Genomic DNA, 26,044 nt, shown 5'->3' with positions numbered 1-26,044 from the left:
ATGAAGCATCTGCCTTTATTCGATAAACTTCCCAAGTTATCAAATTATTTAAAAGTTTTCAAGAAACACTTTTTTGGTGTACCGCTTTTAGCTTTTTTTAACATTCTGACTATTGGGATTTTGGGCGGGCTGAGCGTATATGCCAAATTCAACAACAAGGGACGCGGACTTGAACGCCTATTTAGCGATCCTTTTAATTTCTGGTTGCCTTACGACGGAATTCTAACCGGAGTTTCCGAAGTTACCGGGTGCCTCTCAGTCGCAATTTGTGCATTTACGTTCGGAGTGTTGCGACAAAAAGAGCCGCAGAGTCGAGCGGCGACATTCTTATTTTTTAGTGCTTTACTCCTGGGAGTCCTTTACCTGGATGACAGGTTTCGGATGACTTTGATTATGTCTCGGTTGGGAATATCTAAGAAATTAATTTATTTGTGTTATGGTAGTGCTGTTTTCCTTTACCTAGTTAAGTTTTTGCGATACATCAAAACCACTCCTTACGTTCCATTAGTTGCAGCATTCATATTGTTTGCTATCTCGCGGTTGGAGGATATTTTACACAATCAAAATCAAGGACTACACGCGATGTTAGAAGATGGTACTAAATTATTAGCTCTTGTGAATTTAGCCCTGTATTTTTGGTACGTATGTCATCAAGAAATCTGGCGGCATTTACGGCAAAGCGAAGAGCGTTGATCGGCTGGATTAAATTACTATACAAAAAGCCGTTTCTGAATAAGGGTATCACTAAGCAACGCCGGCGATCGCATAAAACCAAAATAATTTCTTTGATTTTGATATGGAATTGGAATATCGGCAACTTTAGGAACGGTGAATTAATAATCGATCCAACGGAGTATCTGAGCCTTTGTTCAGATTTAGAGTAGCCAATAGTTTTTTATTTTAAGTGAGTAAAATAATGTCTTCATATTGTATTTTTTTCCTCAAGTCTTTTCCTATAGTTTGTGCTCATAATTTTACTTAAATCAGCACTAAAACTTCGGTCAACTTTCCAGCAATCTGTCACAAAAAATAGCACTTCCATTGATTAAGAATAATCCAAAGTGGTTCAAAAGTTTTAGCACTAAATGAACCGTATTGCATCAAGTCCCCCCCCAGAAAAGCGGGAAACTTGATGCGGGAAAAAATTCTCTCAGAATTCCGATTAATGAGGAATTAGCAATTACCCTATTCTCATGCAACTGAAAACCGATATACGATCAATTCAGCCAGATAAGTTTTCTAGGCATTCGCTACGGTGGCGAGCTTAGTGGATGTACAGATTGTCGGCAGATCAATAATAAACTGGGTTCCCTGCTCTGGCGTAGAAATACACTCCAATTGACCGCAGTGTTTTTCTATCAAAATTTTTCTGCTGATGGACAATCCCATGCCTGTACCTTTTCCTATGGGCTTAGTAGTAAAAAAGGGAGTGAAAAGTTTAGCACGAACTGTTTCTGTCATTCCCACACCATTATCAGAAATTGTTACCAGGATGTGGGAAGCCGAGCTAATATTGTCATGCGAATTGCCGGGTACAACTTCAGTCCGAATCAAAATCTGGGGTTTAAAAACTGCACCATCTTCTCTACTTAGGCGCTCCTCTAAAGCATCTATAGCATTCGCTAAAAGGTTCATAAACACCTGATTGAGCTGACCGGCATAACAGTTCACAAGCGGCAATGCACCATAGTCTTTTATCACATTAATAGCAGGCCGATCAGACTTAGCCTTTAGTCTGTGCTGTAAGATCAGCAAAGTGCTATTCATGCCTTCGTGGATATCTACTGATTTAATTTCTGTTTCATCCAACCGCGAAAAATTGCGTAGAGAGTGAACAATATTGCGAATGCGTTCGATCCCTAACTGCATGGAAGAAAGCAATTTTGGTAAATCATCTATGATAAATGGTAACTCTGCATCTTCTATTTCCTCGACAATTTCTGCTTCGGGTTGCGGGTAATACCGTTGGTAAAGATTCAACATATTAATGAGTTCTTTAATATAGTCGTTGGCGTGGGAGAGATTGCCGTAAATAAAGTTAACCGGATTGTTGATTTCATGGGCGACACCTGCCACGAGTTGACCGAGACTAGACATTTTTTCACTTTGAACTAGCTGAAGTTGTGTTTCTTGCAGTTCTTTGACAAAATGTTCTAGAGCAAGAGATTTTTGGTACTCTTTTTCTTGACTGATACGGAGTGCTTTCTCTACTTGTTCGCGGTGCTCTATTTCAGACTGCAATTTATAACTTAGAGAAAAACTTCTCAAAGCTGTTAGCATCGTAGTGTATAGCTTTGATGTCGTTAATTCAGTTTTAGTTTTATAGTCATTAATATCGTAATTGATAATAATGCTTTTTTCAGGTACTTGTCCGGGTTGACCCGTGCGTAAAATAATTCGCACTAATTGATTGCCTAAAGATTCTCGGACATATTTAACAAAGTTTAAGCCAGCATCATCGGTTTCCATAATTACATCAAGTAAGATGATGGCAACATCAGGATTTTCTTGGATTAGCTGTTTAGCTTCACGAGCGGAGTAGGCATTAAGGAAGGTTAAAGATTTGTTTTCAAAGACAAACTTCCTTAGTGAAATTTCGGTAGCTGTGTGAACTTGAGCCTCATCATCTACAACTAAAACTTTCCAACTTTCAGTCAGCTTTTCTTCTGTGGTTTCATCTGCAAAAAAAATTTCATCATTGGAGTCGATTGCTTCGGCAAAGAATACTGTTTCTGCAGATGATTTAGTTAACAAATCGTCAAAATCACTTTTCATTGCTCTACACCTTTATTTTTTACTAATGTTTAGATTTGAAGTTAGAAAACCTGTTAAGAAAAAGGCAGAATAGAGAAGAGTTACACAGCAACCTTTTCAGTCATCATTATTTTATTTTTAAGGAAGTGGATTTACTTAGTTATCTTTGCCAGGAAATCGGAATTGGAACTCTACATTTGTGAATCAATTTGCATGGGTAATTTAATAATAAACTTGGTTCCTCTTCCCAACTCACTTAGACATTCAATTTCACCTTTTAGTTTTTGAGTGACTAAATTGTAAACAATATGTAACCCTAACCCACTGCCACCTTGACCACGCTTAGTGGTAAAGAATGGCTCAAAAATTTTACTTAAGTTTTCTGGGGGAATACCTTTACCTTCATCGGCGTATTCAAACCTTAGCCGATTACCTTCTTGCTCCCAAGCAAAGAGTAGTTCCCCAGAAATCCCTGGTTCGTAGGCATGAATCAGAGAATTGATCAGCAAGTTTGTCACAACTTGGGACAAGGCTCCTGGATAAGAATCTATAGCAATTTTGCTATCTCCTTTAATTTTAAGCGAATGTTGGCTATTTTTCAACTTTGGTTTTAATTGTAATAAAATTTCATCAAGATAAGGTCGGATTGGGAAAGTACGGCGTTCTTCGCTAGAGCGATCGACTGCTACTTGCTTAAAGCTTTGAATCAATGCTGCCGCCCGATCTAGGTTAATTAGAAGTGCCTTACTGCTTTGGGTAGCAATATCGACAAACTCTTCTAAATCCGAGCGCTTCATTTTGCCACTTTTATAAATAGATGCAAATTCGGTGGTGTTTTCTGCCAAGGCTGAAGCAACAGTGACACCCACTCCGATGGGAGTATTAATTTCATGGGCAACACCAGCAACTAATCCTCCCAGAGATGCCATTTTTTCCGATTCGACTAGCTGAGTTTGGGTGGCTTTTAAAGCCTGTAGGGTGTTCGATAATTGTTGAGTACGATCGCTCACTAATTGCTCTAAGTTTTGATTAAACTCCTGTAAATTTTTGTAAAGTTGAGCATTCTCAATAGAAATAGCAATTTGGGCAGATAACAGTTTTAACAATTCTAGGCGATCGGTAGTAAAAGCCCCTTCAGTCAGGTTATTTTCCAAATAAAGAAGGCCAGTCAGCTTACCTTGGTGCAGCAAAGGAGTACAAAGAATAGATTTCGGTTGAGTAGCTGCAATATAAGGATCGCGAGTAAATTGTCCTTCTTGAGCAGCATTATTTAACACCACATTTTCCTGAGTGCGAATCACATAATTGGCGATCGCACTTGCCAGCAAAGGAGTACCCCCAGAAGCTGCTGTGGGATTGAGAGGAAGCGATCGCAGCACGCTAAATTCATCCTCCTTCACCGAACCTTCCGCCTCAATCGCCCAGTTTCCCGCTTTTTCTAAAATCAAAAAACCTTTTTGCGCCCCCGCATTTTCGATCGCAATTTTCATCAATCTTTCCAGCAACCTACTCAAAACAATTTCACCCGAAATCGCTTGGGAAGCTTTCATCACAGTAGTTAAATCTAAAGTCTCCCCTAAATTATTGCTAGTAGTCGCCGTCGTAGTGCGATTAACTTTAGTTTGAGTAGTTGTCTTCCCGGAAGTTCTCGCGATTAATTGAGGATATTTTTCCTCCAGACTCTCAACTTTACGTTGAGCACCCCAGTATTGGTAGCCATAGTGGGCTTTAGTCAAGTAGATTTGTGCAAATTCTTCTTTATCTTTCCCCAACCAGAACTTAGCAGCAAGTTCCGCCGCCAGCGCTTCATTCTGAATAAAATTACCCTCTCTAGCCTGAGAATAAGCGCGATCGTACAAATCCATCGCCTCCAAATCTCGACCTGAAATCCTCGCCATTTCTGCCGCCACCAGCGAGAATTTATGTGCGAAACTTTCCGAGCAATTGTCCGCCCAAATTTTGATTTGTTTCTGATGAGCTTCTAATTGCTGCCAGTAATCTTTTCGCTCCGATTCAGAAACCTCTGAATACAGAGCCGTTAAGATCAGACAACGGTAAAAATGATAGTGTGCGCTAGAAATGTGACCCATCAAATAATCCAGCAGTTCAGCAGCGCGCTCCGATGCTTCTAGCGCCTCACTATACAGTCCGTAAAGATATAAAGTCTGCGCTTTTAAAACATAAAACTCGCACAGTGCCGCCATACTTTTACGGCTGTGGAAATTTTCTAAATGCTGTTTATCGCTAACATCATCCTCTTCGCCCATCAAATTCAAAATTGCTGACTTATTAGCAAGAATTATATCAATTGCCCATAAATTTTTAGTTTGCTCGCAAAAATGGAGCGACTTGGCAATATCTTCCAAGAGGTTATTTAAATTCATACCTTGGAAGAAATAGGTAATAGTTTGAAACATCCGGTTATAACCAGTCCATTGCAAATTGCCCGATTGCAAACCAACTTTATAACCTTCGTTATTAATTTCCGCCGTAGTTTTGAGCGGTCTCACCCAGCAGTTTAAGTAATTGGCAAATATCACACTATCTTGGCAGTTTTGAGACAAGTTATTTGAATTTTCGCTCAGAGTAAGAGCGAGTCTGCCAAACTCATAAGCCGATTGGTAATCCCCTACAATTGAATTCAGGATAATTCCATAACATGAATAGCAATAAGACCCTCCCGCTACAAAACCGTACTTGAGAGAAAGGTTAATCGCTTTGATCACAGTCAACTTCCACAGTTCTTGAGATGAAAAGAACGTTAGCGGCCCCATGTTGCCCAATAATTGCATGGCCATTAGTTGAGCCTGGTCTTTCATCTTTTCTGTATTAATTAATGAAGCAATTTCTTGGTTTGCCAAGTTAGCTTGAGCTGCCGCCATTTCCGCATTAACCGCGTCGCTTAAATTATATTCTGCCAAGTCTATGCCCAGCAAGTGAAGGGCTTTTAATCCCGATTGAACTGCTGCTTCATATTTACTCAGCAGAGTGTACTGGACGATCAAAATGTTGTAAATTTCTGCCTTTTCTAGATCGGATTTCGCCCGGGCAAATGCCAGTTCTATTAAAGTTTCTGATTCTTCAAAATTGCCGTTTAAATATTCGGCTTCTGCCAGCTCTTTATGAAACGTAAAAGCTAGTTCGTAGGAGTCTTGCCAAATATCGCCCGGTAAAATTTCTCGACCAAATTTTAAGTAATCTCTGGCAGCAGCATAAGCCGTTGCATCTTTGGCTTTGCGAGCGGCTGTTAAATTTAAAATAGCTAGTTCAATTTGCTCGTGAGAATCAATGATTAAATGCCGACCAGAATTCAAATGATCGGCAATTTCAAAAATTCTTTCTGCTCGTCGCTCAGGAGAAATATTTGCCAGTAAGAGGCGACCAATTTGTAGGTGAATTGCTGTTTGCAGTTTTGAGTCAATCAAAGCGTAACCTGACTGCTGCACGCGGTCATGCAAAAACTTATAATTAGTAATTACCAAGTCGGAATTAATTATTTCTGATTCGGTAGCACCTAACTCAGAAGTAGTTAAAATCAATCCCTCTTGGATGGCTGGCAATAGTTCTTGAAACGTGGCTCCCCAAGATTTCTCATTAATAATTGAGAGAGTTTTTAAGTCAAAACTATTACCCACGCAAGCAGCCAAACGCAAAACTTGCTGAGTTGATTCGGGCAGTTTTTTCAATTTGCCAATCATCAATTCTACGACGTTATCAGTAATACCTACTGATTCAATTTCGGAAATATTCCAATCCCAATTTCTTTGTTGAAAGTTGAATTTGAGTAGGTTTTCCTGATAGAGAGTTTTGAGAAACTGATTGACAAAAAAAGGATTGCCTTGAGTTTTATTGAGCACTAACTCTGCTAGGGGTAGCGCTGATTCTGTGTCTTTACGAACGGTATCAGCAATTAAGTTACCTATCTGCTGAATGTTTAAGGGAGCTAAAGTAATTCGCTCGATTATTGCACCTTGATTTTGCATCTCATCTAAGGTCATCATTAAAGGATGAGATGGGTTAACTTCGTTGTCTCGATAAGCACCAATTAGAAATAGATATTTGGTTTGCTCATCTGCCATCATTACTTGTAGCAATTTCAATGTGGCGGAATCAGCCCATTGTAAATCGTCGAGAAAGATGACTAAGGGATAGTCAACTGAACAAAACACACGGATAAATTTTTGAAATACTAAATTAAAGCGGTTTTGTGCTTCTGTAGCGCTTAATTCTTGTACTGCCGGCTGTTTGCCAATGATTAATTCTATTTCCGGAATGACATCTACAATGATTTGACTATTCGTGCCAATAGCTGCTAATAGTTTTTCTTTCCAGGTATTGAGTTGATTTTCGCTTTCTGTTAAGAGTTGCTTGACTAATGATTGAAATGCTTTGACAACGGCCGCGTAAGGGATGTTTCGTTGAAATTGGTCGAATTTTCCGGCAATAAAATAACCTCTGGCTTTAGTAATTGGTTTATAAACTTCTTGTACTAAGGCGGATTTTCCAATGCCAGAGTAACCGGATACTAGCATCATTTCGGTGCTGCCCCTGCTGACTCGCTCAAAGGCTGCTAATAAGGTTTCAACTTCTGTTTCTCTGCCGTAGAGTTTTTGAGGGATTTGAAACTTATCTGTAATATCTTTTTGGGCGATCGCAAAATCTGCAATTCCTCCCGTAGTTTTTAATTGTTCTAGGCATTCTTCTAAGTCAGCTATAATGCCCCAAGGGCTTTGATATCTGGCTTCAGCGGTTTTCGATAATAGCTTCATCACAATATCAGAAACAGCTTGAGGAATTTCTAGATTGATTTGATGGGGCGGTACTGCTTGTTTAGCAATGTGACAGTGGATTAATTCCATTGCATCGCTGTAATCCCATGGCAATTGCCGCGTTAGCAGTTCGTAAAAAGTGACTCCTAATGAGTAAAAATCTGTGCGGTAGTCTATTGCTCGGTTCATTCTGCCTGTTTGTTCCGGCGATATATAGCTAAGAGTACCTTCTAAAACATTAGGATTTTTAAGGGTAGGATTTTCGCGCTTTAAAACAGTAGAGATGCCAAAATCTATAATTTGAACTTGCCCTGTGGCTGAGTTAATAATGATATTGCTGGGATTGATATCTTTATGAATAATTTTATGTCGATGAACTTCACCTAACGCCCTGGTTATTTTAATAGCTGTTAATAAAAACTCTTCTAAGGTAAGTTGGTGAGAAGCCAACAAAAGCTTTAATGAGTCTCCACCACAATCCTCGAAAATGATAGCCAAACTGTTATGGTATCTTTCTAAGCTGTAGGTTTTAGGCACACTTTCTAGGTTAAGATTGTGTGTAATTTCGTATTCCTGCTTGTATCTGACTAACGAAGCTGGCATCGGATAATCTTGTTTGAGAAATTTTAGAATTACCGGTTGGTTGTCTTGCTTTCTCAGTCCCCGGTAAACTAAAGAATTATTACTTTCATGGATTTGGTTGGTAATGTCGTAACCCGGTAAGTTAATCATTCTTACAGCCTCTTGTGAGTATTAATACTCAATATTTTTTTGTAGAAATTGTTAATTAATTAAGTAGATGTATCCTCTAATACATAACAATACCCCAAAACTTAAGAAAAGCTTAAATTTTAAAATAAAAGTTATTTTTTGTTAATATTTCTTAAAAATAAGACGGCTAAACATTCGCGTTAGGAGTGAGCTCGCTATCGAGTTTCCTGCAAAATCCGGCAAAACAGAGTGAAGTGCGATCGCCGTTGAGCTTCCTAGGAGATTTGGGCGCTGCATAATTAAAGTATAAATATGGGAATTATCATGTAATGAAAGCGAGTGCAAATCACCCCATATAGCAATATTTGCAGGAGTAGTAAATTTGTTACCCCACCCCAATCCTCCCCCGATCAAGAGGGGAGAAAGTAAAAAAATCACAAATGATTTAGGATTGCTATACATTACCTAAAATTTCAGGATATTCTCGTTCCTGCACTATTGATATCATGTCCGAGCCATTAACCATAATATCCTGGTCGGGGCGGGTTTTTGAGATTGTCAATTATTGGCAGGTATTGTTGCTGAACCAGCCTCTACAAAAATCGCGGTCGCTCGACCGAATATGATATGATACATTGATTCAGCAACGCCTCTTTTTCCTTCTTCATTCAACATCTCCATTACCAAGGATTGCCAATCATTGTAAAGGCGGCCCAATAATAAGGATGCACAAGCACTCGATCGCCCCGCGCCGCAATTTCCGGAGGCAAAATTAGACTCGTAGAAAGCCCATCGACTCGCAGCATCCCGTCTTGAATCCGCACGCGCCCCTGCAGCATCTCCAATTGCGCGCGCCGCAAAGCCTCCGCTTTAATCATCAAATTGCCACCGCGTCTGGTGGTCCGCAACTGGCGGTAAAACTCCGTCATCAGCCCCAAAGTCCCCTCATCGCTGACTTCCCACAAACTCGCCAAAGCCGATTTAGCACCGCTAGCTACCGCCAAACCCGCAAACCCCAACTCCGCCTCTTCGTCGCCCAAAGCGGTACTGCACGCGCTTAAAACTAACAGATTCACCGGCGGTTCATTCCACCGCAACTGTCGCATTTGATCGATACGCAATTTAGTATCCCACAACTGAATGTAAGAATTTTTCGGTTCCCCAGGCTGGAATTCGCTGTGAGTTGCTAAGTGAATGATGCCAAAAGGCCGATTTGCCCGCTGAGCTTGCAAATTTCCGAGAGTAAAATCTTGATTCAAAAATGATTTTCCGCGATCGGGCGGCGCGATCGACTCTAACTCCACCGGTACCGCCGGTAATGGCGCTTTATCTTCAAATACCGACGCCCCCATCGCCAAAATTTCATCATCAGCAATATTGTCGTAGCCGATATCAGTTAAACTCAGACTCGGCATCACGCTAATGCTGTATTGCTCAACTAAAAAGCCTTTGCCGTCATGAAGGGCCGCAAACGGCACGCTCCGCAAACCTGCTGCCGGAATTACAATTAAATTGTCAATCTTTAAAGCTGCCAATTCTGTGGCAACTGGCGCAATTAACCACCGATAAAGTTTTTGCGCCGTATCTAAATAACTAATGCTGCTTCTTTTGCGGGGATTAGTTATTTCGCTGTGAAATGCGTCAGCTAGTTGCAACACCTGCCAGCGTGTTGTCGCTGGAATTAAAACGCGCCTCGGTTCAGCGTTAGCTGTTACTAACACTAATTCTAAATGCTCCCCGTTAGGAACATCGGAAACTTCTTTGCCATCCGGCCGCAACCTCTGGGTTAACTTATTTTCTAAGGGATGAGGGGGCTGGGATGCGAGGTTGGTTCTCACAGGCAATAGATTAGATAAATCCTGAGTTGCCACCACTACAGAATCATTTTCTTTGGCGGCGCCCGCATCCGCTCTGCTGACCCAATTCATATAAATAATTGCCGATTTTATCCCGGTAATTTTTTCGTTTTTGCGAAGAGTTTCGTAAATAACCGACATATTACTAATCGGTCTTCTTGCGGGCAAGTCAAGATATTTTTCGTACTCGCGAGTAAAGGTTTGTTCAAATTCTAAAACTCCCGAACCTGTCGAATCTAGCCTGCGAGAAGGAGCGAAAATATCCGGGCTAATTGGGGGAGTTTTGTATCGACTTTGCGATCGCAATTCTACTTGCACAGATGCAGGAAGTGACAGCACAGGATCGGGATTTACGGGGACTACTGGCACTACAGGCGGTACCGCAATTTGTGGGGCAATTGGTGCGGCAATTGGTTCGGCAATTGGTTCGGGGGTTGGTGGAGGAGTAGAGGGCGCGCCCGGTGTAATTAGGGAAATCTGATTTGGTAAGCTTCCTTGGGTGTAAGTTTGTTCAAAAGAAAAAGTGGGCAAAATGGCGTTTCCCCCGCCAGCATTAATGCTTCCCAGGGTTCCATTCTCGATCGCGCCGCCAACTACAAACGGTCGATCGCTACCGCCTCCGTGGCCAATTGCGACTGCCCCCGCCCCCGCACCTCCGGCAGTAGAAATACTCGAAGAATTGCCCGATATATCGTTGAAAACATTGTTCGAGCGAAACAAACCGAGGGTTGTCACATCAACGCTACCACCAGTACCACCAGTGCCGCCTTGAGCGTTGATAAAGCCCAACTGAATGTTATCAGTCGCGCTCAGGGAAACGCCTCCGCCGTTGCCGTTTGAAGTGCTGCTGGAGTTGATATCGAGAGCCGAAATGCCCGATGAAGAGGTGACAGCAATATTTCCGCCGATCGCCCCCGAAGCGTTCAAAGCTCCCGCAGTTAAAGGGCCGGCATTGCTTTGGAGAGCGATCGCGCCTCCTGTTCCCGCTGATGACGAGTCGATCGTGCCTGCTGCAACAGTATTTCCCTCAACCCGAATCCTCCCACCGTTCGAGGTAATATTACCAGTCCGAACCTCGCCGCTTCCTTGCAGGTTCACGCTGCCGCCATCCGTCCTTAAATTACCCTCTAAGAGGACATTTTCTGCCTTGATATCGCCTCCCAAAGCGGCCCTGCTGTCCCCCCCGAAGGTAACAGAATCTCGCGCGTTAACGCTCAAACTGCGGGCTGTAATTGTGGAAGCAGCCGTCACGCTAGCAGCATCAGCCGAGAGCAGGCCCAACCTCTGAGTTTGACCGACTAGGCCCTCAAAAGTAATGTTGCCGCCAGCCCGCAGCGTCAAATTATTAGCCCGGCCCGGCGTGCTGTCGAGGGTATTGGCAAAAGCGATATTGCCGGTAGTGGCGGCTAGGGTGGCGGTGCGATCGACTGTGACGTTACTATTGAAATTCATGTCGCCAGATGTCGCAATATTGCCCGAAACCTCGGTACTGTCGGCGCGGACGTACAAACTCGCCAGCGGTGCAGCTTGACCGACTGTACCGCCGAACAGCACTCGCCCAGCGTCAAGTCTCAGGGCGCGAGCTCCGTCTAGGCTACCGGAGAACAGAATGTTGCCGGTAACTTCCGCGCTCAAAGCCACGTCAGCATTGAGGGATGCGTTGCCTGTAAAAGTGAGATCGCCGCCGGATGTCGCAATGTTGGCGTTGAGATCGGTTTTGGGCGCGTCGAGAGTCAAGCTAGCGCTGCCGCTTGTGCTCAGGGGATTGTCGATCGCGATCGAGCTGCCTTGAAGTGTCAGCGGGCTGTTGAAGGTAATGGGTGCGACGATCGCGATCGACGAGCTGCTACCGTTTTCGCGCCCGATCGCGATCGAGCCGAAACCCCCCGCCAAAGCGCCGAGATCCCTTGCCGTCAAGTCCAAAATGCCCAAAATATCGCCGGTGCCACCGATCCGAATCGATCGGCTGTCGTTGGGTTGCAAGCGAATTGTTCCTCCCGCACTGCTGACAGAATTGCTGCCGCCCCTAAAGTCAATGCCGTTAGCAGTGATAGCGATATTGCCGCCGTTGGCATTAAGTCCGCCCAGAGAGATGCTGCTGGCGAAAAAGTTGATGTTGCCACCTTTAGTCTCGATTAAATCGTTGGGGTCATTGACAAAAAACACTCCGCCGGATCTAAATGTTACGGTGTCTCCCGCGATCGCTTGCAGGGAAAGTTTGTTATCGGGCAAGTCTTGGAGGGTGATGTAGCCTGGGGTTTCTAGAACCACGTTGCTGCCGGCCGCCATCTGTTCCAACTGCACTTCTGAGATCGATGTTTCATTGGGTTCCGGTGCCGCTTCGAGTCCGCCACCGGTTGATGGCGCGCTGCTGTCGCCGTTACCGCTGACGATCGTAATATTTGCCGGATCTAGCAACAAATTGCCGATCGCACCGTTAGTTGCGCGAGTATCGACCTCTCCTTGGAAAGTTAAAGCATTTTTGCCGGAAACTTCTACTCTGCCGCCGTTACCTGCGGCGATGCCCCCGCGAGCACTAATCTTGCCGAAGAAGCGAGTTGTATTGTCTGACCAAATTACCGCAGTGCCGCCATTGCCGCGGTCGATCGCATCTGCTGCGATCGTAGAATCAGGACTAACATAAGTTACCTGTGCGTTCGGCACTGGTTCCATCCCTCGGAAACCGCCTCCGACGCGCACCGTACCTCCGCCGTTCGTCCCGGAAGCATCTATATTTGCGCCGAACAGTCCGACTTTTTCCCCTAAAATATTAACTGTGCCGCCAGCATTCCCAGAAGGAGCAAATACATTTACAGAACCGGAGACGATCGCACTTCCCCCATTTATCCCCACTGTTTTGCCGCCAGTCAGTACCAATTGACCTTGTTCGTTAGTCGTTAAACCTGTGGCTGACGCTACGCCGGGGCCCGTCAGCAACTGAGGCAAAGAAACCGGGGCGATCGCATCTTTTTCCGAATGCAAAGACGGAGTAATTTCTAAACTCAACAAATTGCCGCTTTGACTGATACGGACTGCATTTTTTCCCGGAACAGCAGCCACAGTAATTTGACCGTTGGGAGCCAATAATTGGCCTGTATTAATAACTGTGCCACCGACCAAAGTTAAACTTTGTCCGGTACCCACTGCTAAGTTTCCCGCATTGACAATTGTACCAACTTGTAAGTTATTAAAATTAAGTTGATTGGGATTTCCCAGTAAAGCTTTGTAATCATTAATTCCGCTAGAATTAAACGAGCGATCGCCGAAACCAATACCTGTAGCAGTTGTCGCCAAAAACGACCCCGGCACGTTTAATCTAGCATTTTGACCGAAGACAATTCCGGCAGGATTCATTAAGAATAAATTCGAGTTTCCACCGGTTACAGAAATCAGGCCGTTAATTATGGAAACATTGTCGCCGGAAATCCTCCCTAAAATATTTTGAATGTTTGGATTAGTTAGAAAATTAGCTATTTGACCTTCGCTGAGATTAAATTGGCTGAAGCTGTGAAACAGATTTCCCCCGTTTCCCGACAGTTGTCCGCCGCTAATGTCTGTACGATTTTGCTCGGACTTAACAACAGTATTCGTGCCGTCAGTAGCGGGAACGACAGGTTGCGATCGCACTGCTAGCGGTAGCAGTCCAAAACCTAATGTCAAAATTAGAGCAGAACGAAAATAGGTCATTGGAGGAAGCTATTAGTCATTAGTCATTAGTTCTTAGTCATTAGTCATTAGCCGGAAGGAAGAGGGAATTCAGAAAAGCCAATTCTCCATTACCAATTTTAATCTCTTCTCGTTTTGATTTTTTTTGAGCTGTAATGTTCCGCCAAAGTGCCAATAAACTTAAAAAGGTCGCTCGAATACCGCCACGGCCGGGGGTCGATCGCACTCCAAAACCACCCGTTGCCAGAATGTCGGAAATTTAAGGCAAATTTTGTATTGATCTGTAACAAGTGTATTGACAAAATCCCCCCAGACTCCTATGATTGGAGCACGGATGGGGTGAGAAAGTAAAAACCCACACAATAACTGGCTCCTCTAATACAGTTAAAAACAAAATACTGATGCTTTTAGAGATCAACCATGCAAACTCCAGCTTTCCCATTTCTAACTGAACAAATAGTTGAGCAGATATTTTCGTCAGGCGAACTGACTCGCAATGACAGACAGCGAATTCAGTCAATGCTCTTAAATGAGTCGATCGGCGAAAATGAATTGAGCTTAATTGAAAGAGTCATGGAAGGCGTAGTCAAGGGAATACTTGACGTGCTCAATTAGTTGATAACTGGCGTTAACTTATCTAAATGTAGGGTGCGCCGGGCCGCGCACCTTACCCTAATTTTAAATAAAAAAATCGAAAAGCGAAAAGCAAAAATTCTGTCACCGTTCTAAAAATCATCATCCGGGCCGTCATCCGAGCCCTCATCCGAGCTCTGATCGCGACGCACAAATTCAGAAGGAGGCCTATCGTTACTCCAGGCCCACCACACGCCATCGCACTGGCAGCGGTAAAATTCTTGCCACTTGCGACGGTTGAACTCGGTATATACTGGCGATCGACGATTAATCCAGACCTCAGTGGCATCCGTGCAGCTAGCGTCGCACTTGGGGCAGCAAAACTCATTAGCGTGAACCGCCGTCGCAGTCCATTCAGGAGGATGTGGAGCAAAAGCTTCCATGTGTTAGAGTTTCTATCTAAACTGCTGGTAATTACGGCAAATCAAGGGTTGCTAAAGATCCGCAGACTTCGGAATGACCTAAGCAATGACATAAGTACGCTGTTGAGTGCGTAATTCATCTGCCCGTTATTTTTTTTAGTATTTGCCGTCAGATGAATAGTATAACTGATGTGGTGCAAACCGTCGATCGGCATTCTTAAGTATTTCAAGGACTAGGCTTATGTCAATCTACAATCTTATCTCGTTTCTGGGAATTTTTGGCTTATGTGCGATCGCCTGGATTTTTTCAGAAAACCGACAGTCCAAGTATATTCCCTGGCGCGTCATCACCTGGGGCATTGGACTGCAATTAGTCTTAGGATTTTTAGTATTCCTGTTCCCCCCAACTCGCATCGCCCTAGAGTGGTTTACTGGCTTACTTGATGGAGTATTCACCGCTGCTGACGCGGGAGCGAGATTTGTATTCGGGAGCAATGTTGTACCGATACCTGGTAAAGATCCGGCAGTTAATTTAGGATATATTTTTGCCTTTCGAGCTTTACCGACCGTCATATTTTTTTCTGGCCTCATGGCCTTGCTATACAACATCGGCGTGATTCAAATTATCACCGAACTTTTTGCAAAAATATTTTATACGACAATGCGGTTGAGCGGCGCAGAAGCCCTCAGCGGCGCTGCTAATATTTTCGTAGGAATTGAAGCGGCAATTGTCGTCAAGCCTTATTTGCCGAAAATGACTCGTTCCGAACTTTGTGCAATCCTCTCTTGCTGTTTTGGGACGGCAGCTTCTTCAACTTTAGCAATTTACGTCAGTTTTCTCAAGCCAGTTTTTCCCAATATTTTAGGACACTTAGTTTCAGCTTCAATTATCGCTATTCCCGCTTGTTTTGTTCTCTCCAAAATCTTAGTACCGGAAACAGGCGTGCCCCTGACAATGGGTGGCATTCCCAAGGAAGAACCGAAGCCTAAAGGCCGCGAGTTTGTGGGCGAAGAAATTTCCGACATGGAGCGCGAAGAATTCACACAAGAGACTGTTGGGGGAGAACCCATCGAACGAGTCAGCCCTTTGGATGCAGCGATAATTGGTGCATTGGACGGTGTAAAAATGGCAGTGGCGATCGCCGCTGTTTTGATTTTAATCTTAGGCTTAGTTTCCTTAATCAATCAATTCTTTGGCTGGCTGGCAATTTTGCCAGGCCCAATTGGTGGCTTGTTCAAAGTTGTCACATTAGCCAACATTATGGGAGTCTTATTTTATCCCCTGACGCTATTAACAGGAGTTCCATTAGAGGACTCTTGGCCAGCCTCAGTAATTATCGGTCGCAGGTTGTTAGAAACAGCAATTCCGCCCTATCAAAGTTTAGCAGAAGCGGGGGCAAAAGGACTGGTGAGCGCTCGTACAGTTTTAATTGTCAGTTACGCGCTTTCCGGCTTTGCCCACTTAGCCTCCGTAGGCATCTTTGTCGGTGGCACGATCGCCCTAATTCCATCCCGCCGCAAAGACATTTCCGAACTGGGTTGGAAAGCATTATTTGTCGGCACTTTAGCGACAATGATGATCGCTTGCATCGCCGGCACCTTCGACACCGGAGACGCCAGCATTTTAGGCGCTAAGACAGCCCCTGCTGCCCCGCTAACATCCCCTGATTCTCCAAAACCGCTGCCATCCCCAACCGCTAATTCAAAGCCATCAGTTGCCCCAGCAATTGCCAGTCCGAAGCCTTCGCCGAAGAGTGAAAAAGCAGCTCCGAAAGCTCAATAATCTCCCAAATCTGACTCTCAGAAAAGTCCTTAAATGAGCTACGGGACAAGGACACGGCAATGCCGTGTCCCTAAAGATTAGACTCAAATTGCAAGCATTCCCAAACTATCTAAAAATTATCTGCGTTTATCTGCCTTGAATCTGCGGTTGACATATTAATCAAAATTTTCTGCAATAGATCTAATTACCAATAAGCAATTCCCAAAAAATATGAATCCAGATCCAGAAATTCGCCGCCTGTTAGATGTGATGCCAGCTTCCGGTCGCATGACTTGTAAAATTATTAATAAGCCCCAACAATCAACGGTAATTGACTGCGATTTTCCTTTGCCTTGGAATCAATCTCGCCCGATTTATATTAATTTTGATTTGTGGCGGCTGCTATCTAAGCCGCAGCGGGATTTACTGCTATTGCGGAATGTAAGTTTTCTGTGCAATTTTAAGTGGTTTAAACCGGATATTTATCAAGGTGCGGCTCTGGCGGGAATTGTCGGGACTGTTGTAGAATTGTTGCAGGGAGATGCGATCGGCACTGCGATCGCGGGCGGTTTGACGGGACTCGCCATGACTAGAATTTGGCGCGACAACCGCAGTTCCCAAGTAGAGTTAGATGCTGACGAAGGAGCGATTAGAGTAGCGGGAAGGCGCGGTTACAACGAAGCGGAAGCAGCAGGACATTTGCTGGGGGCGATCGAGGCTGTGGCGCAAATTGAAGGGCGCAGTTTGGATTTTAATGAGTTGATTCGGTGTCAAAACTTAAAGGCAATATCGGGTATTTCGGCGGTGGGCGTGCCCGATAGTGTCAGGCAAGATTAGAAAATACTATTTCACAAACAATCCTGTGTCCCGCAGCCAAAGGACACAACAGTGGTGTGTCCCTACTATGCAGGCGCTATATCTGCTACTCAACTCTTTCCCTGACAATCCGAATACTCTCCCAGGCTGGTATCCGACCCGCTTGTCGCTCATCTAGTAATACCAAGTAAACATAAAGTGGGTAGATTTTATTGAAATTCTCTAGATAATGACGGCTAATAGCTTCACTTTCTTGACCGCTTAACTTAATTATATTGAGCACCGCTTTATTTTTGGATATTGCCTCATAAGCTGCTGACAAGAAATCATTGATAACAATAACAGGAACCAGAGGGAAGTATAAAAGTATGAAGTCACTAGCTTTGCCCGCTTCAATTGGTTTAAATTGACCTTTGAAGTCGCGGATGAGGTAGCGGTAGAGGTAGCGGTAGAGGTCGCGGTAGAGGTAGCGGTCGAGGTCGCGGATGAGGTCGCGGTAGAGGTCGCGGTAGAGGTCGCGGTAGAGGACGCGATTGAGGTCGCGGTTGAGGACGCGGTTGAGGTCGTGGTTGAGGTCGTGGTTGAGGTCGCGGTTGAGGTCGTGGTTGAGGTCGCGGTTGAGGACGCGGTTGAGGACACGGTTGAGGTCGTGGTTGAGCTCGCGGTTGAGGACGCGGTTGAGGACGCGGTAGAGGTCGTGGTAGAGGTCGCCGTAGAGGTCGTGGTTGAGGACGCGATTGAGGTCGCGGTTGAGGACGCGGTAGAGGTCGTGGTTGAGCTCGCGGTTGAGGACGCGGTTGAGGTCGAGGTTGAGGTCGAGGTTGAGGTCGAGGTTGAGGTCGCGGTTGAGAACCAAAACCTTAGCTAATTTCTGTTGCCAAGTTTGCTGCTGTCCAGTTTCTATTCCTACAATGATTCGCTGTTCTCCATCAAAACACCAGCATCCTACTTGTTTTTCTGTAACTGGATGCTCCTCTACTTCAGCTAGAGTTTGCAGTCTATATTTAAATCCCAATGCAGATTGCTGCTGAGTTAACCATTCACAAAACTCCTCAGCATCACTAGATCGTACTCCAGTAATGGGTTTTTGAGCATCTCCTGGCGGAAATCTGTAACTTTTCCAATGGTCAGGTTGGCGATGTGCACCTGCTTTCAGCTTCTCATCAATAAAAAGCTGATATTCCGCGCAGGTGATGTAACTCATGTCAATTTCGACATTCTCATCAATCCGCAGCAAATTTTGCAGACGCCTGGATAACAAAACATTAGCTGCTAAAATGAATCTTGCTGTCATAGACTTTCCAAATCTTCGTTTAACCTTTGTTCCAGTTGTTGCCCAACATCTGGATTTACACTCAACCCCTCGTCCAAGCAATCATAGGCGAGTGCCATTACCTCAACCGATGGAGATGGCATCGCCAAGACTGTACGAATCAGATTGCTAGCATTACTCTGCGCTGCATAAAGACGGATAGTTTCAGCCCACCAAGATTGGTTAATATTTCCGATTAACTGACTCTCTTGGTTCGATTCCTTAATCTCAACCGCTGCTAAATATTCCTGGAAACTCAAGTGAGCAAATTCATAAACGGCTACTTCTTTTTCCACTAACAACCCACTCACATCCCGAACTTGCTGAATAAATTCCTCTGAATTCGCCCCACTGCCTGCTACATCTGCCAATTTGTCTGTAATCCAATCAATTCCATCGGATAGGTTGAAATCACGAGTTTTCTGCTGCATTAATTCAAATGCCAGCACTTGCAGAACAGATTGCTTTTGCGTCGCTGTTAGCGCCTCCGCAATATTTTTAGCCCTTTGTCGCCTTTCTAGTAAAACCTGGCAAATTTCTTTGTAAAGTTCTACCCGTTTTCCCGGCAAGGCACTACCGCGACGGTGAACTGTGGCAATCATTGTTAGCAGCAAAGGATTCACCGCCATGTCCGCCAGAGGTTTGCTATTCTTAATCCGCTTAATTAAATCATCTGCTTGTTGTTTAGCGTCTGCCCGCACTCCCGCATCATCTTGTCCAGCGTGACTTATCACCTCTGTTTCCCAATACCAGCCCTGAATAAACTGTTGCATCTGTTTCAGGCTAAATGGTTGCACTTCTAAGACAGTCACATCTTGTTGCAACCGCGCAGTTTTATAGCCAAAAGGTCGAGAGGTTAAGATAAAAGCCGTATCCGGGTATGTCTGCATCTGTTCGTCTACCCAACGACTTACTTGCTGGCGCTGAGTTTCATCTGCCACTTCATCCAATCCATCTAACATTACCAAACATTGGTTTTGACGTATTTTTTCGGCAAACCAGTTAGGCGGTGGATTCTCCAGTTGATATTTTTGCTGCTGCTGCTGTACCTGCTGAGTAATTAACTCTGCCAGAGTGAGTTGATTATTATTCACAATTTCCTGACGCACATATCGCAGATACAACAATATCGGAATCAGTTTCGGCGCTTTCCGATGCACTTTCCGCTGTTGCTTTGTGGCATAAGTCTGCGTTAAATATCTCAAAAGGGTAGTTTTCCCGGAACCGGGTGCGCCCAAAACTGCCATGCGCCGAAATGCCGGATGCTTATCTATTGCTGCTAAAAAATTCCAAATTTGTGTTTCATTTGAGTTATTTCTTTCATCCTTTGGCGGCTGAATCATTTTGGGACTTGTATTCGCTGCCTCTGTTGCAGCAATTTTGAGTGGCACAAATACCTTTTGCAACTTCAGGGTTCTGTCTCTATCCAATCCCTGTGTTTGATAGTCTCGACAGATATAAGTCAAACCCTTATAATATTCCCGCTGAAAAGGTGAGGTTGAATCTTCAATTTTATTCCAAATCCCGTCTGCCAAACTATCTGCAATTTGCTGTCTCTTTGCCCTAAACTTCGGTGCAAGTTGGTTAGTAACTGGGATGAGAAACTTGATGGCATGGATAAACAACATCAAAAATACAGTCACAAACAAAGCCAAAAACGCTGCTGTCCATTCGCCTCTCAGTATGAAATACAACATTACCGCCAGTCCCAAACCGGGCGGAACCCATACCAACCTGTTCTGCCATTGTCTCGGTAAAAGCAGTACAGGCGGGAGCACAGTCCCCAAACCAAACAGAATGAGAGATGTATAAAAAACTGCTGAGTTGAATTCGGCGGGTACGTGGTTCCCCTTCAAGAGTGCGAAAAGGATGCCACCTCCCAGCAGGGGTAAAAAACCAACAAGCCAATTTTGATTTGCAGGCGTTGCCGTCGGCTGAGACTGACTGGATATAGCACCGAGGATAAAAAGTGCTAATAGACACACTACTGTCAGTAAGATGATTATAGGGTCTTCAATTTTTAAGTCCTGTTTACCGGGCAGTTGGTTGATCAGCCAACCCAAGAAACCATTACTGAGTATCAATAGCAATGGTACCAGCCAATTTTGTATAAATCGGGACATAAGCGATCGCATTTAAAAGCCTGTTGTTTCCCAGTTTACGCGATCGTAGCGAGCGATCGTTATCAGGAAGGTTCGCTAACGCACTTATTTTAATCGAAAGCGCGATCGACCCAGCCATCCCCTAAGACTTATCTATGACCTAGAACAATGATAAACTTGATATTCATACCCATCCACCGCAGGCAACTCGCGCGATTCAACCTGACAGTTTTGTGCTTCTAGATTGACAGGTGCGCGAAAATTAACCAGCCACAAATCAAGCGGACGTTCTAATTTACGGAGTGTTTTGTCAAGTGTCTGTGCCGCTATTTCCGACCCATCCTTTGTCTGATTAGCTAAAAGAAACAGCGGAGAATCAAAAACTTTAACTTCTTCTTTCTTCCTAACATCCGTTACACCCGCTACAAAATCCGTTGCCGAACTTCTTTCCCATTCCCACCCTATCCCCATCAACTCTCCTATTTCTACATGAGTCTTTTGAGTAGTGGCAATTAGCACGGGAACTTTCGAGAATTCGCGGATAACCGGAATTAAAAGGTCGGGTTTGTAATATTTGCGGTAGCCGAGATTGGAATTTACTGTGACACCGCTAAAAAAACCCATTGCTAAAATTAGCACCACTACTTTTTTGCCCGGAACTTCGATCGCCCGTAAATTAAACCATTGACTTTTTGCTGTAGGTGTGTTAAAAATAACGGCCAAGGTTGCTCCTAAAAGCAATATAACCCCCGGAAAGTAGACGAAATTGTATCGTGCGCCGCGAGTTAGGTCAATCCCTAGAATATATGCAAAACTGAAAAATAGGAAAATTGCTCCCAGCACAAATCCGCCGAAAATAACAGTACCTAAACGAGTAGCGGGCGTTGTTAAGGACTTTTTAAAAGCGCCTCGCAGGATGGGAAGCACCAATATAAAAAATATTGTCATTGCGATCGCCGATGGAACTACTACTGCCAAATTTGGCGATTCAATCGGCAGCAGAGACATCACAGTGACCCATCCAGCTAAAGCTTGAAAAATCGGCGCTATCCAATCTAAGAATATGCGATCGCCGCTGACAATCCAATTAGTTAGTTCGCTGCCGTATTTATTTGACAAAAATACCGGCAGCCAAACTAAACCGCCAGCCAAAGTGCCCATCGCTACTGCGAAAAACCGCCAGAGGATTTGAAAGGGCAAAATATTACGCTGCTGGCTGTTGTCAATTGGCAACTTTCCCTTAAACTGGAGCCAGATTACAGAAATTAATGCTATTGCTTCCGCACACAAAGTCAGTGCAAAAAAGTAGTGAACCGCAATTCCTAAACAATTAACCACTACCCAAAGCATCACAGCCCAAATAGGCAGGGGAGCGCGCTGTTGCAGATTTTTTGCAGCTAAGGCGAGGCAAAAAAGAGAGGCAATAACTAATAAGATTCCTAAAGTGTAATGGCGAGCTTCTTGAGCGAGATAAATGCCGTATGGAGAAACTGCTATCATCGCGGCCGCACATTGACCGACTAAACGAGAACTAAAAGCAAATTTGCCTAAAAAGTAGATAGCGGGAACTGAAATCACGCCCAATAATGCAGGAAGAGCTCGCCCAATCCAAACTAAACTATCCTCGGTCGGCCCAAACAGTCGCATCCACCAGTGGGCGAGCATAAAATACACTGGTGGATGGTTGCTTTCTAGCAGCAAATGGTTTAGAACATCTGCAATGCCAGCATTGGGACGCAATTGTAGCGGTTGTAATAATGTAGAAAGATCGATCGCGCGATCGAGCGGCACCCCTCGAAAACTGTTGCCCAAACTAAAAACTAGAGTCGAAAACTCGTCCGTCCACAGCGGTTTAGAGTCCAAATTGGCAAAGCGCAAAATAAAGGCGAGCGCCGTCCACAGCAATAGCAACAACAGTTGTTTGTTCTTGATCATTAATTCAGTCATTCAAAGGCATAGGGAAGAAGAGCCATTAGTCATTAGTCATTAGCCATCAGTCATTTTATCAATGATTAATTACTAATTACCAATTACCGATTACCAATTACCTATCTACTTCCGTTACCCGCCAGCTCAACTTCATATTAATCCAGAAGTTCCACAGAGTCACAGTCGCGATCGCAATTAAATTAGCCAAATATTCATTCATCCCAAAAACATTAAACAACAAATTAACCAGCAGCACATTCAAAATCAAACCCATCAAGCAAATCGTATTAAATTTTAACAACCTTTTCAATCGCTGGCGCTTTCCTGGCTGCCGCTTAGAAATATCGCCAAAAGTCCACAAATCATTCCACAAAAAGTTACTGATAATTGCCAATTCAGCAGCAACGATCAGACTGCGAGTCAGTTCCCAATTGAGGAGATCCCGCAGCACGTACAAAACCCCCATATTCACAAACACCCCGCTGAAACCCACGATCCCAAACCGCAGAAACTTGCCCATCGGCCAGCGGGAAAACCGCAACCGAAGCAAATGTCGCAAATACTCAATATACTGTTTCCAAGTAACTTTGCTCTCACCTTCTTGCCGTTCCTGAAACACGTAACCAACTTCTCCAATCCAGCGGATGTCCCCCCTGCCGAGCACTTCAATCAATATTTTGTAACCAGCAGGATTCATGGTTTTACCCGCAATGCAAGTGCGACGCACCATAAAATAGCCGCTCATCGGATCGGAAACTCGGCCCACGACTCCCGGCAGGATCACCAACCCCAGAGTTTGAGCGCCCCGCGATAAAAATCGCCTGACAACGCTCCAGTCGCTCACCCCGCCCTCGGCAACGTGACGACTCGCAGCAGCTAAATCTGCTCCCCGCTGAATTTCTGCTAAAAGCTGCAACAGCGTCTCCGGGGGATGCTGCAAGTCGGCATCGATGACGCCCAAAACCTCGCCCCGAGCGGTCTGCCACCCGCGAATTACTGCTGTTGAAAGTCCCCGCTCCTCTTCCCGGCGCATTACCCGCAATTGCGGATATTCCGGTGTCAGGGACAGGGCAACTTCCCAGGTGCGATCGGGGCTGTCGTCATCGACTACAATTAATTCGTAGTTGCCGGGAATACTGCCATCGAGCAAGTGGCTCAATTTTTCCACAATACTCTTGACATTCTTGCACTCGTTGTAGGTGGGAATGACCAGGGAAAAATAAATTGGCGGTCTGCCTGCGTCTGTAAAATTTGAATTGAAAGTCTCTACAGCAGGAATTTCCAAAGGCCCAGACGGCACTGGCAATAGCTGATTTACTTGGTTGACGCCCATCATTTCAGTGTCCAGAAAATAAAGGATGGTTTTGTAAGACTTGAGATTTTAGAAGATCGTTCCTCTATAGTTGATTCGTTAAAATATAAAAACGCCTTAATTCTAGGCAGCAATTCTGTAGCTTAGCTAACAAAAAAACTGTGGATGCAATTCTCGATCGAGCTTTACAAGGTTATAACATCTCTTCTGCAGAGGCATTGGTACTTTTGCAGCAAAGAGAGCCCGATGCGCGAGCTTCTATTCAAACAACTGCTGACTCGCTCCGCCGCCGACAATCAGGGGATACTGTCACCTACGTTATCAATCGAAATATTAATTTTACTAATATTTGTGAGCAGCATTGCAGTTTTTGTGCATTTCGCCGTGACGACGGAGATGAGGGCGCTTTTTGGTTAGATACAGCTCAAATTCAGGAAAAGGCAACTGATGCAGTGCAGCGGGGTGCTACGGAAATTTGTATGCAGGGCGGCTTAAATCTTCAAGCTAAGCTCAACGGCGCATCTTTGCCTTATTATCTGCAATTGGTGAAAACTATTAAGGATAAATTTCCGCAGTTGCACTTGCACGCTTTTTCACCTCAAGAGATAGAATTTATTGCCAGAGAAGATAATCTTAGTTTCAGCTATGTAATTTCGGCTTTGCAGGATGCGGGACTCGGTTCGATGCCGGGAACCGCTGCGGAAGTTCTCGACGATTCTGTGCGACGGGTGATTTGCCCGGAAAAACTAAATTCGGCAACTTGGCTGGAAATTGTGGGAACAGCTCACCGTCTGGGTTTGCCGACAACGAGTACGATGCTTTGCGGGCATATTGAGACGGCCCAACAGCAGGTTTTGCATTTAGAAAAAGTGCGATCGCTCCAACAAACTGCGATCGACCAAAACTATCCGGCTCGCATTACAGAATTTATTTTACTACCCTTTGTCGGGCAAGAAGCACCGGCTCCTTTGCGGAGTCGAGTCGGCCGCGACCAACCAATTTTAGCAGATACATTGTTACTCACCGCAGTATCGAGAATCTTCTTAGGAAATTTGATTTCCAATCACCAGCCGAGTTGGGTAAAATTAGGTTTAGACGGAGCTACAGAAGCGCTGAAATGGGGCTGCAACGACATCGGCGGTACATTGATGGAAGAGCATATTACAACGATGGCCGGTGCGGTTGGTGGCAGTTGTCAATCTGTCGAAGATTTGCAAAATGCGATTAGTTCTTTGGGGCGGAGTTATCAGCAAAGAGATACAATTTATCGACCTTTAGGGGTTGACAATTTGGCAGTAAGTGTGTGATTTTTTGATGCGAAGTGCGAAGTGCGTAACGTCTCCTACGAGTTTAGCCGCTCGCACTTTCAAATTCTTCTAGCGCTTGACAACTTCCTACCTGCAAAGCACGTTCTACCGCAGTGGGGATAAGTTGTGCGATCGCGATTTCTGGAAAATTCGGACTAATATCCGATTCTACATACTCTCCATCTTGCAGCAAATAAATGCGAAGTGTGCCGCTGTCATAAACCCATACTTCTGAAACTCCAATAATTTTATAGGCATCGATCTTAGTTTTAGAAGTAACATCCGTCTCAATTGCCAAATCCGGCGGCGGATCGTCCGGTAAAAGTCGGCGGCGGCCAATCATCCGCTGATAATTTAGAATATAAAAACAAGCATCAGGTTCAACTCCTGCTGCACCTTCTCGTTTGAAAGTAGTAGAACCGAAGGGTTCATATTTTCTGCGCGCCGACTTGAGTAATTTTTTTACAATATCGGAAATTAAATCTTTCGGAATTTCCCTATCTAGTAAGGGAACCATGATTTCTAAGGTACTGTTGCTGTAGGCAATTCTGGTTCTTCGTTTTTCCCCTAATTCCTGCAAAATCGACTCAAATTCCAGCCAACTTATATTGGGAATAGTTACGACACTGCCGGGAGCAAGCTCGATCTGGCTAACGGGTTTGAGCACGGGGGTGATAACAATCATAAGCTGAATTGGGAGCTAGTTGTTAAGTTTGTGCCAAGGGCAGGCAGGATGCCTACCCTACAAAAAAA

General features: G+C 44.5%; 14 protein-coding genes. 5 read left to right on the top strand and 9 right to left on the bottom strand.

Features of this window, described 5'->3' with window-relative positions; genetic code table 11:
* Nucleotides 1-693, top strand: a complete 693-nt coding sequence (locus QUA27_RS03875; protein ID WP_333066447.1) for a DUF8692 domain-containing protein — start codon at nt 1-3, stop codon at nt 691-693.
* 546 nt (nt 694-1,239) lie between these two features.
* Here the strand turns inward: QUA27_RS03875 and QUA27_RS03870 are convergent.
* The 3 genes from QUA27_RS03870 to QUA27_RS03860 all read right to left on the bottom strand — a co-directional run bounded on the left by QUA27_RS03870 (nt 1,240) and on the right by QUA27_RS03860 (nt 13,777).
* Nucleotides 1,240-2,775 carry an ATP-binding protein gene (locus QUA27_RS03870; protein ID WP_333066445.1) on the bottom strand — a complete coding sequence of 512 codons (1,536 nt, stop codon included), beginning with the start codon at nt 2,773-2,775 and terminating at the stop codon, nt 1,240-1,242.
* A gap of 170 nt (nt 2,776-2,945) precedes the next feature.
* Complete coding sequence (locus QUA27_RS03865) at nt 2,946-8,255, bottom strand: trifunctional serine/threonine-protein kinase/ATP-binding protein/sensor histidine kinase (RefSeq protein WP_333066443.1); 5,310 nt, start codon at nt 8,253-8,255, stop codon at nt 2,946-2,948.
* Nucleotides 8,256-8,914: 659 nt separating this feature from the next.
* The gene (locus tag QUA27_RS03860) at nt 8,915-13,777 is read right to left on the bottom strand and encodes a CHAT domain-containing protein (protein WP_333066440.1); all 4,863 of its coding nucleotides are present in this window, start codon (nt 13,775-13,777) and stop codon (nt 8,915-8,917) included.
* Between the two features lie 399 nt (nt 13,778-14,176).
* On the opposite strand from QUA27_RS03860, the gene QUA27_RS03855 reads away from it, so the two are divergent.
* The gene (locus tag QUA27_RS03855; protein WP_333066438.1) at nt 14,177-14,371 is read left to right on the top strand and encodes a hypothetical protein; all 195 of its coding nucleotides are present in this window, start codon (nt 14,177-14,179) and stop codon (nt 14,369-14,371) included.
* A gap of 110 nt (nt 14,372-14,481) precedes the next feature.
* Here the strand turns inward: QUA27_RS03855 and QUA27_RS03850 are convergent, their stop codons facing one another.
* The gene (locus QUA27_RS03850; RefSeq protein WP_333066436.1) at nt 14,482-14,772 is read right to left on the bottom strand and encodes a hypothetical protein; all 291 of its coding nucleotides are present in this window, start codon (nt 14,770-14,772) and stop codon (nt 14,482-14,484) included.
* Between the two features lie 220 nt (nt 14,773-14,992).
* Here QUA27_RS03850 and QUA27_RS03845 point away from each other — a divergent pair, with 220 nt between their 5' ends.
* Nucleotides 14,993-16,534 (top strand): NupC/NupG family nucleoside CNT transporter, encoded by a 1,542-nt coding sequence (locus QUA27_RS03845; protein ID WP_333066434.1) that lies wholly within the window; start codon nt 14,993-14,995, stop codon nt 16,532-16,534.
* Between the two features lie 210 nt (nt 16,535-16,744).
* A complete protein-coding gene (locus QUA27_RS03840; RefSeq protein ID WP_333066433.1) occupies nt 16,745-17,350 on the top strand; it encodes a DUF3318 domain-containing protein in 606 nt (201 codons plus the stop codon).
* A gap of 85 nt (nt 17,351-17,435) precedes the next feature.
* Here the strand turns inward: QUA27_RS03840 and QUA27_RS03835 are convergent, their stop codons facing one another.
* The 4 genes from QUA27_RS03835 to QUA27_RS03820 form a co-directional block, all read right to left on the bottom strand.
* Complete coding sequence (locus tag QUA27_RS03835) at nt 17,436-18,623, bottom strand: SUMF1/EgtB/PvdO family nonheme iron enzyme (protein ID WP_333066431.1); 1,188 nt, start codon at nt 18,621-18,623, stop codon at nt 17,436-17,438.
* Nucleotides 18,620-20,764, bottom strand: coding sequence for an NACHT domain-containing protein (locus tag QUA27_RS03830; protein ID WP_333066429.1), 2,145 nt, complete (start codon nt 20,762-20,764; stop codon nt 18,620-18,622). The genes QUA27_RS03835 and QUA27_RS03830 overlap by 4 nt, the downstream gene beginning before the upstream one ends.
* Before the next feature lie 132 nt (nt 20,765-20,896).
* A complete protein-coding gene (locus QUA27_RS03825; protein ID WP_333066428.1) occupies nt 20,897-22,678 on the bottom strand; it encodes a glycosyltransferase family 39 protein in 1,782 nt (593 codons plus the stop codon).
* A 109-nt stretch (nt 22,679-22,787) separates the two neighbouring features.
* Nucleotides 22,788-24,005, bottom strand: coding sequence for a glycosyltransferase (locus QUA27_RS03820; RefSeq protein ID WP_333066643.1), 1,218 nt, complete (start codon nt 24,003-24,005; stop codon nt 22,788-22,790).
* A gap of 140 nt (nt 24,006-24,145) precedes the next feature.
* Between QUA27_RS03820 and cofH the strand changes: the two genes are divergently transcribed.
* A complete protein-coding gene (gene cofH, locus QUA27_RS03815) occupies nt 24,146-25,291 on the top strand; it encodes a 7,8-didemethyl-8-hydroxy-5-deazariboflavin synthase subunit CofH (protein WP_333066426.1) in 1,146 nt (381 codons plus the stop codon).
* 43 nt (nt 25,292-25,334) lie between these two features.
* Here the strand turns inward: cofH and QUA27_RS03810 are convergent, their stop codons facing one another.
* A complete protein-coding gene (locus QUA27_RS03810; RefSeq protein WP_333066425.1) occupies nt 25,335-25,976 on the bottom strand; it encodes a Uma2 family endonuclease in 642 nt (213 codons plus the stop codon).
* Between the last annotated feature and the right edge of the window lie 68 nt (nt 25,977-26,044).

It is taken from the genome of Microcoleus harperi Pol14_C6, from assembly GCF_036701295.1.
Taxonomy (GTDB): Bacteria; Cyanobacteriota; Cyanobacteriia; order Cyanobacteriales; family Microcoleaceae; genus Microcoleus.
This window is presented reverse-complemented; position numbering and strand designations above follow the sequence as displayed.

Bases quoted from the DNA above. Each gene is read 5' to 3' on its own strand.
- QUA27_RS03825 (WP_333066428.1), bottom strand. From the start codon at position 22,678: ATGATCAAGAACAAACAACTGTTGTTGCTATTGCTGTGGACGGCGCTC.
- QUA27_RS03855 (WP_333066438.1), top strand. From the start codon at position 14,177: ATGCAAACTCCAGCTTTCCCATTTCTAACTGAACAAATAGTTGAGCAG.
- QUA27_RS03835 (WP_333066431.1), bottom strand. From the start codon at position 18,623: ATGACAGCAAGATTCATTTTAGCAGCTAATGTTTTGTTATCCAGGCGT.
- QUA27_RS03820 (WP_333066643.1), bottom strand. From the start codon at position 24,005: ATGGGCGTCAACCAAGTAAATCAGCTATTGCCAGTGCCGTCTGGGCCT.
- QUA27_RS03850 (WP_333066436.1), bottom strand. From the start codon at position 14,772: ATGGAAGCTTTTGCTCCACATCCTCCTGAATGGACTGCGACGGCGGTT.
- QUA27_RS03810 (WP_333066425.1), bottom strand. From the start codon at position 25,976: ATGATTGTTATCACCCCCGTGCTCAAACCCGTTAGCCAGATCGAGCTT.
- QUA27_RS03840 (WP_333066433.1), top strand. From the start codon at position 16,745: ATGAATCCAGATCCAGAAATTCGCCGCCTGTTAGATGTGATGCCAGCT.
- QUA27_RS03830 (WP_333066429.1), bottom strand. From the start codon at position 20,764: ATGTCCCGATTTATACAAAATTGGCTGGTACCATTGCTATTGATACTC.
- QUA27_RS03875 (WP_333066447.1), top strand. From the start codon at position 1: ATGAAGCATCTGCCTTTATTCGATAAACTTCCCAAGTTATCAAATTAT.
- QUA27_RS03845 (WP_333066434.1), top strand. From the start codon at position 14,993: ATGTCAATCTACAATCTTATCTCGTTTCTGGGAATTTTTGGCTTATGT.
- QUA27_RS03860 (WP_333066440.1), bottom strand. From the start codon at position 13,777: ATGACCTATTTTCGTTCTGCTCTAATTTTGACATTAGGTTTTGGACTG.
- QUA27_RS03865 (WP_333066443.1), bottom strand. From the start codon at position 8,255: ATGATTAACTTACCGGGTTACGACATTACCAACCAAATCCATGAAAGT.
- QUA27_RS03870 (WP_333066445.1), bottom strand. From the start codon at position 2,775: ATGAAAAGTGATTTTGACGATTTGTTAACTAAATCATCTGCAGAAACA.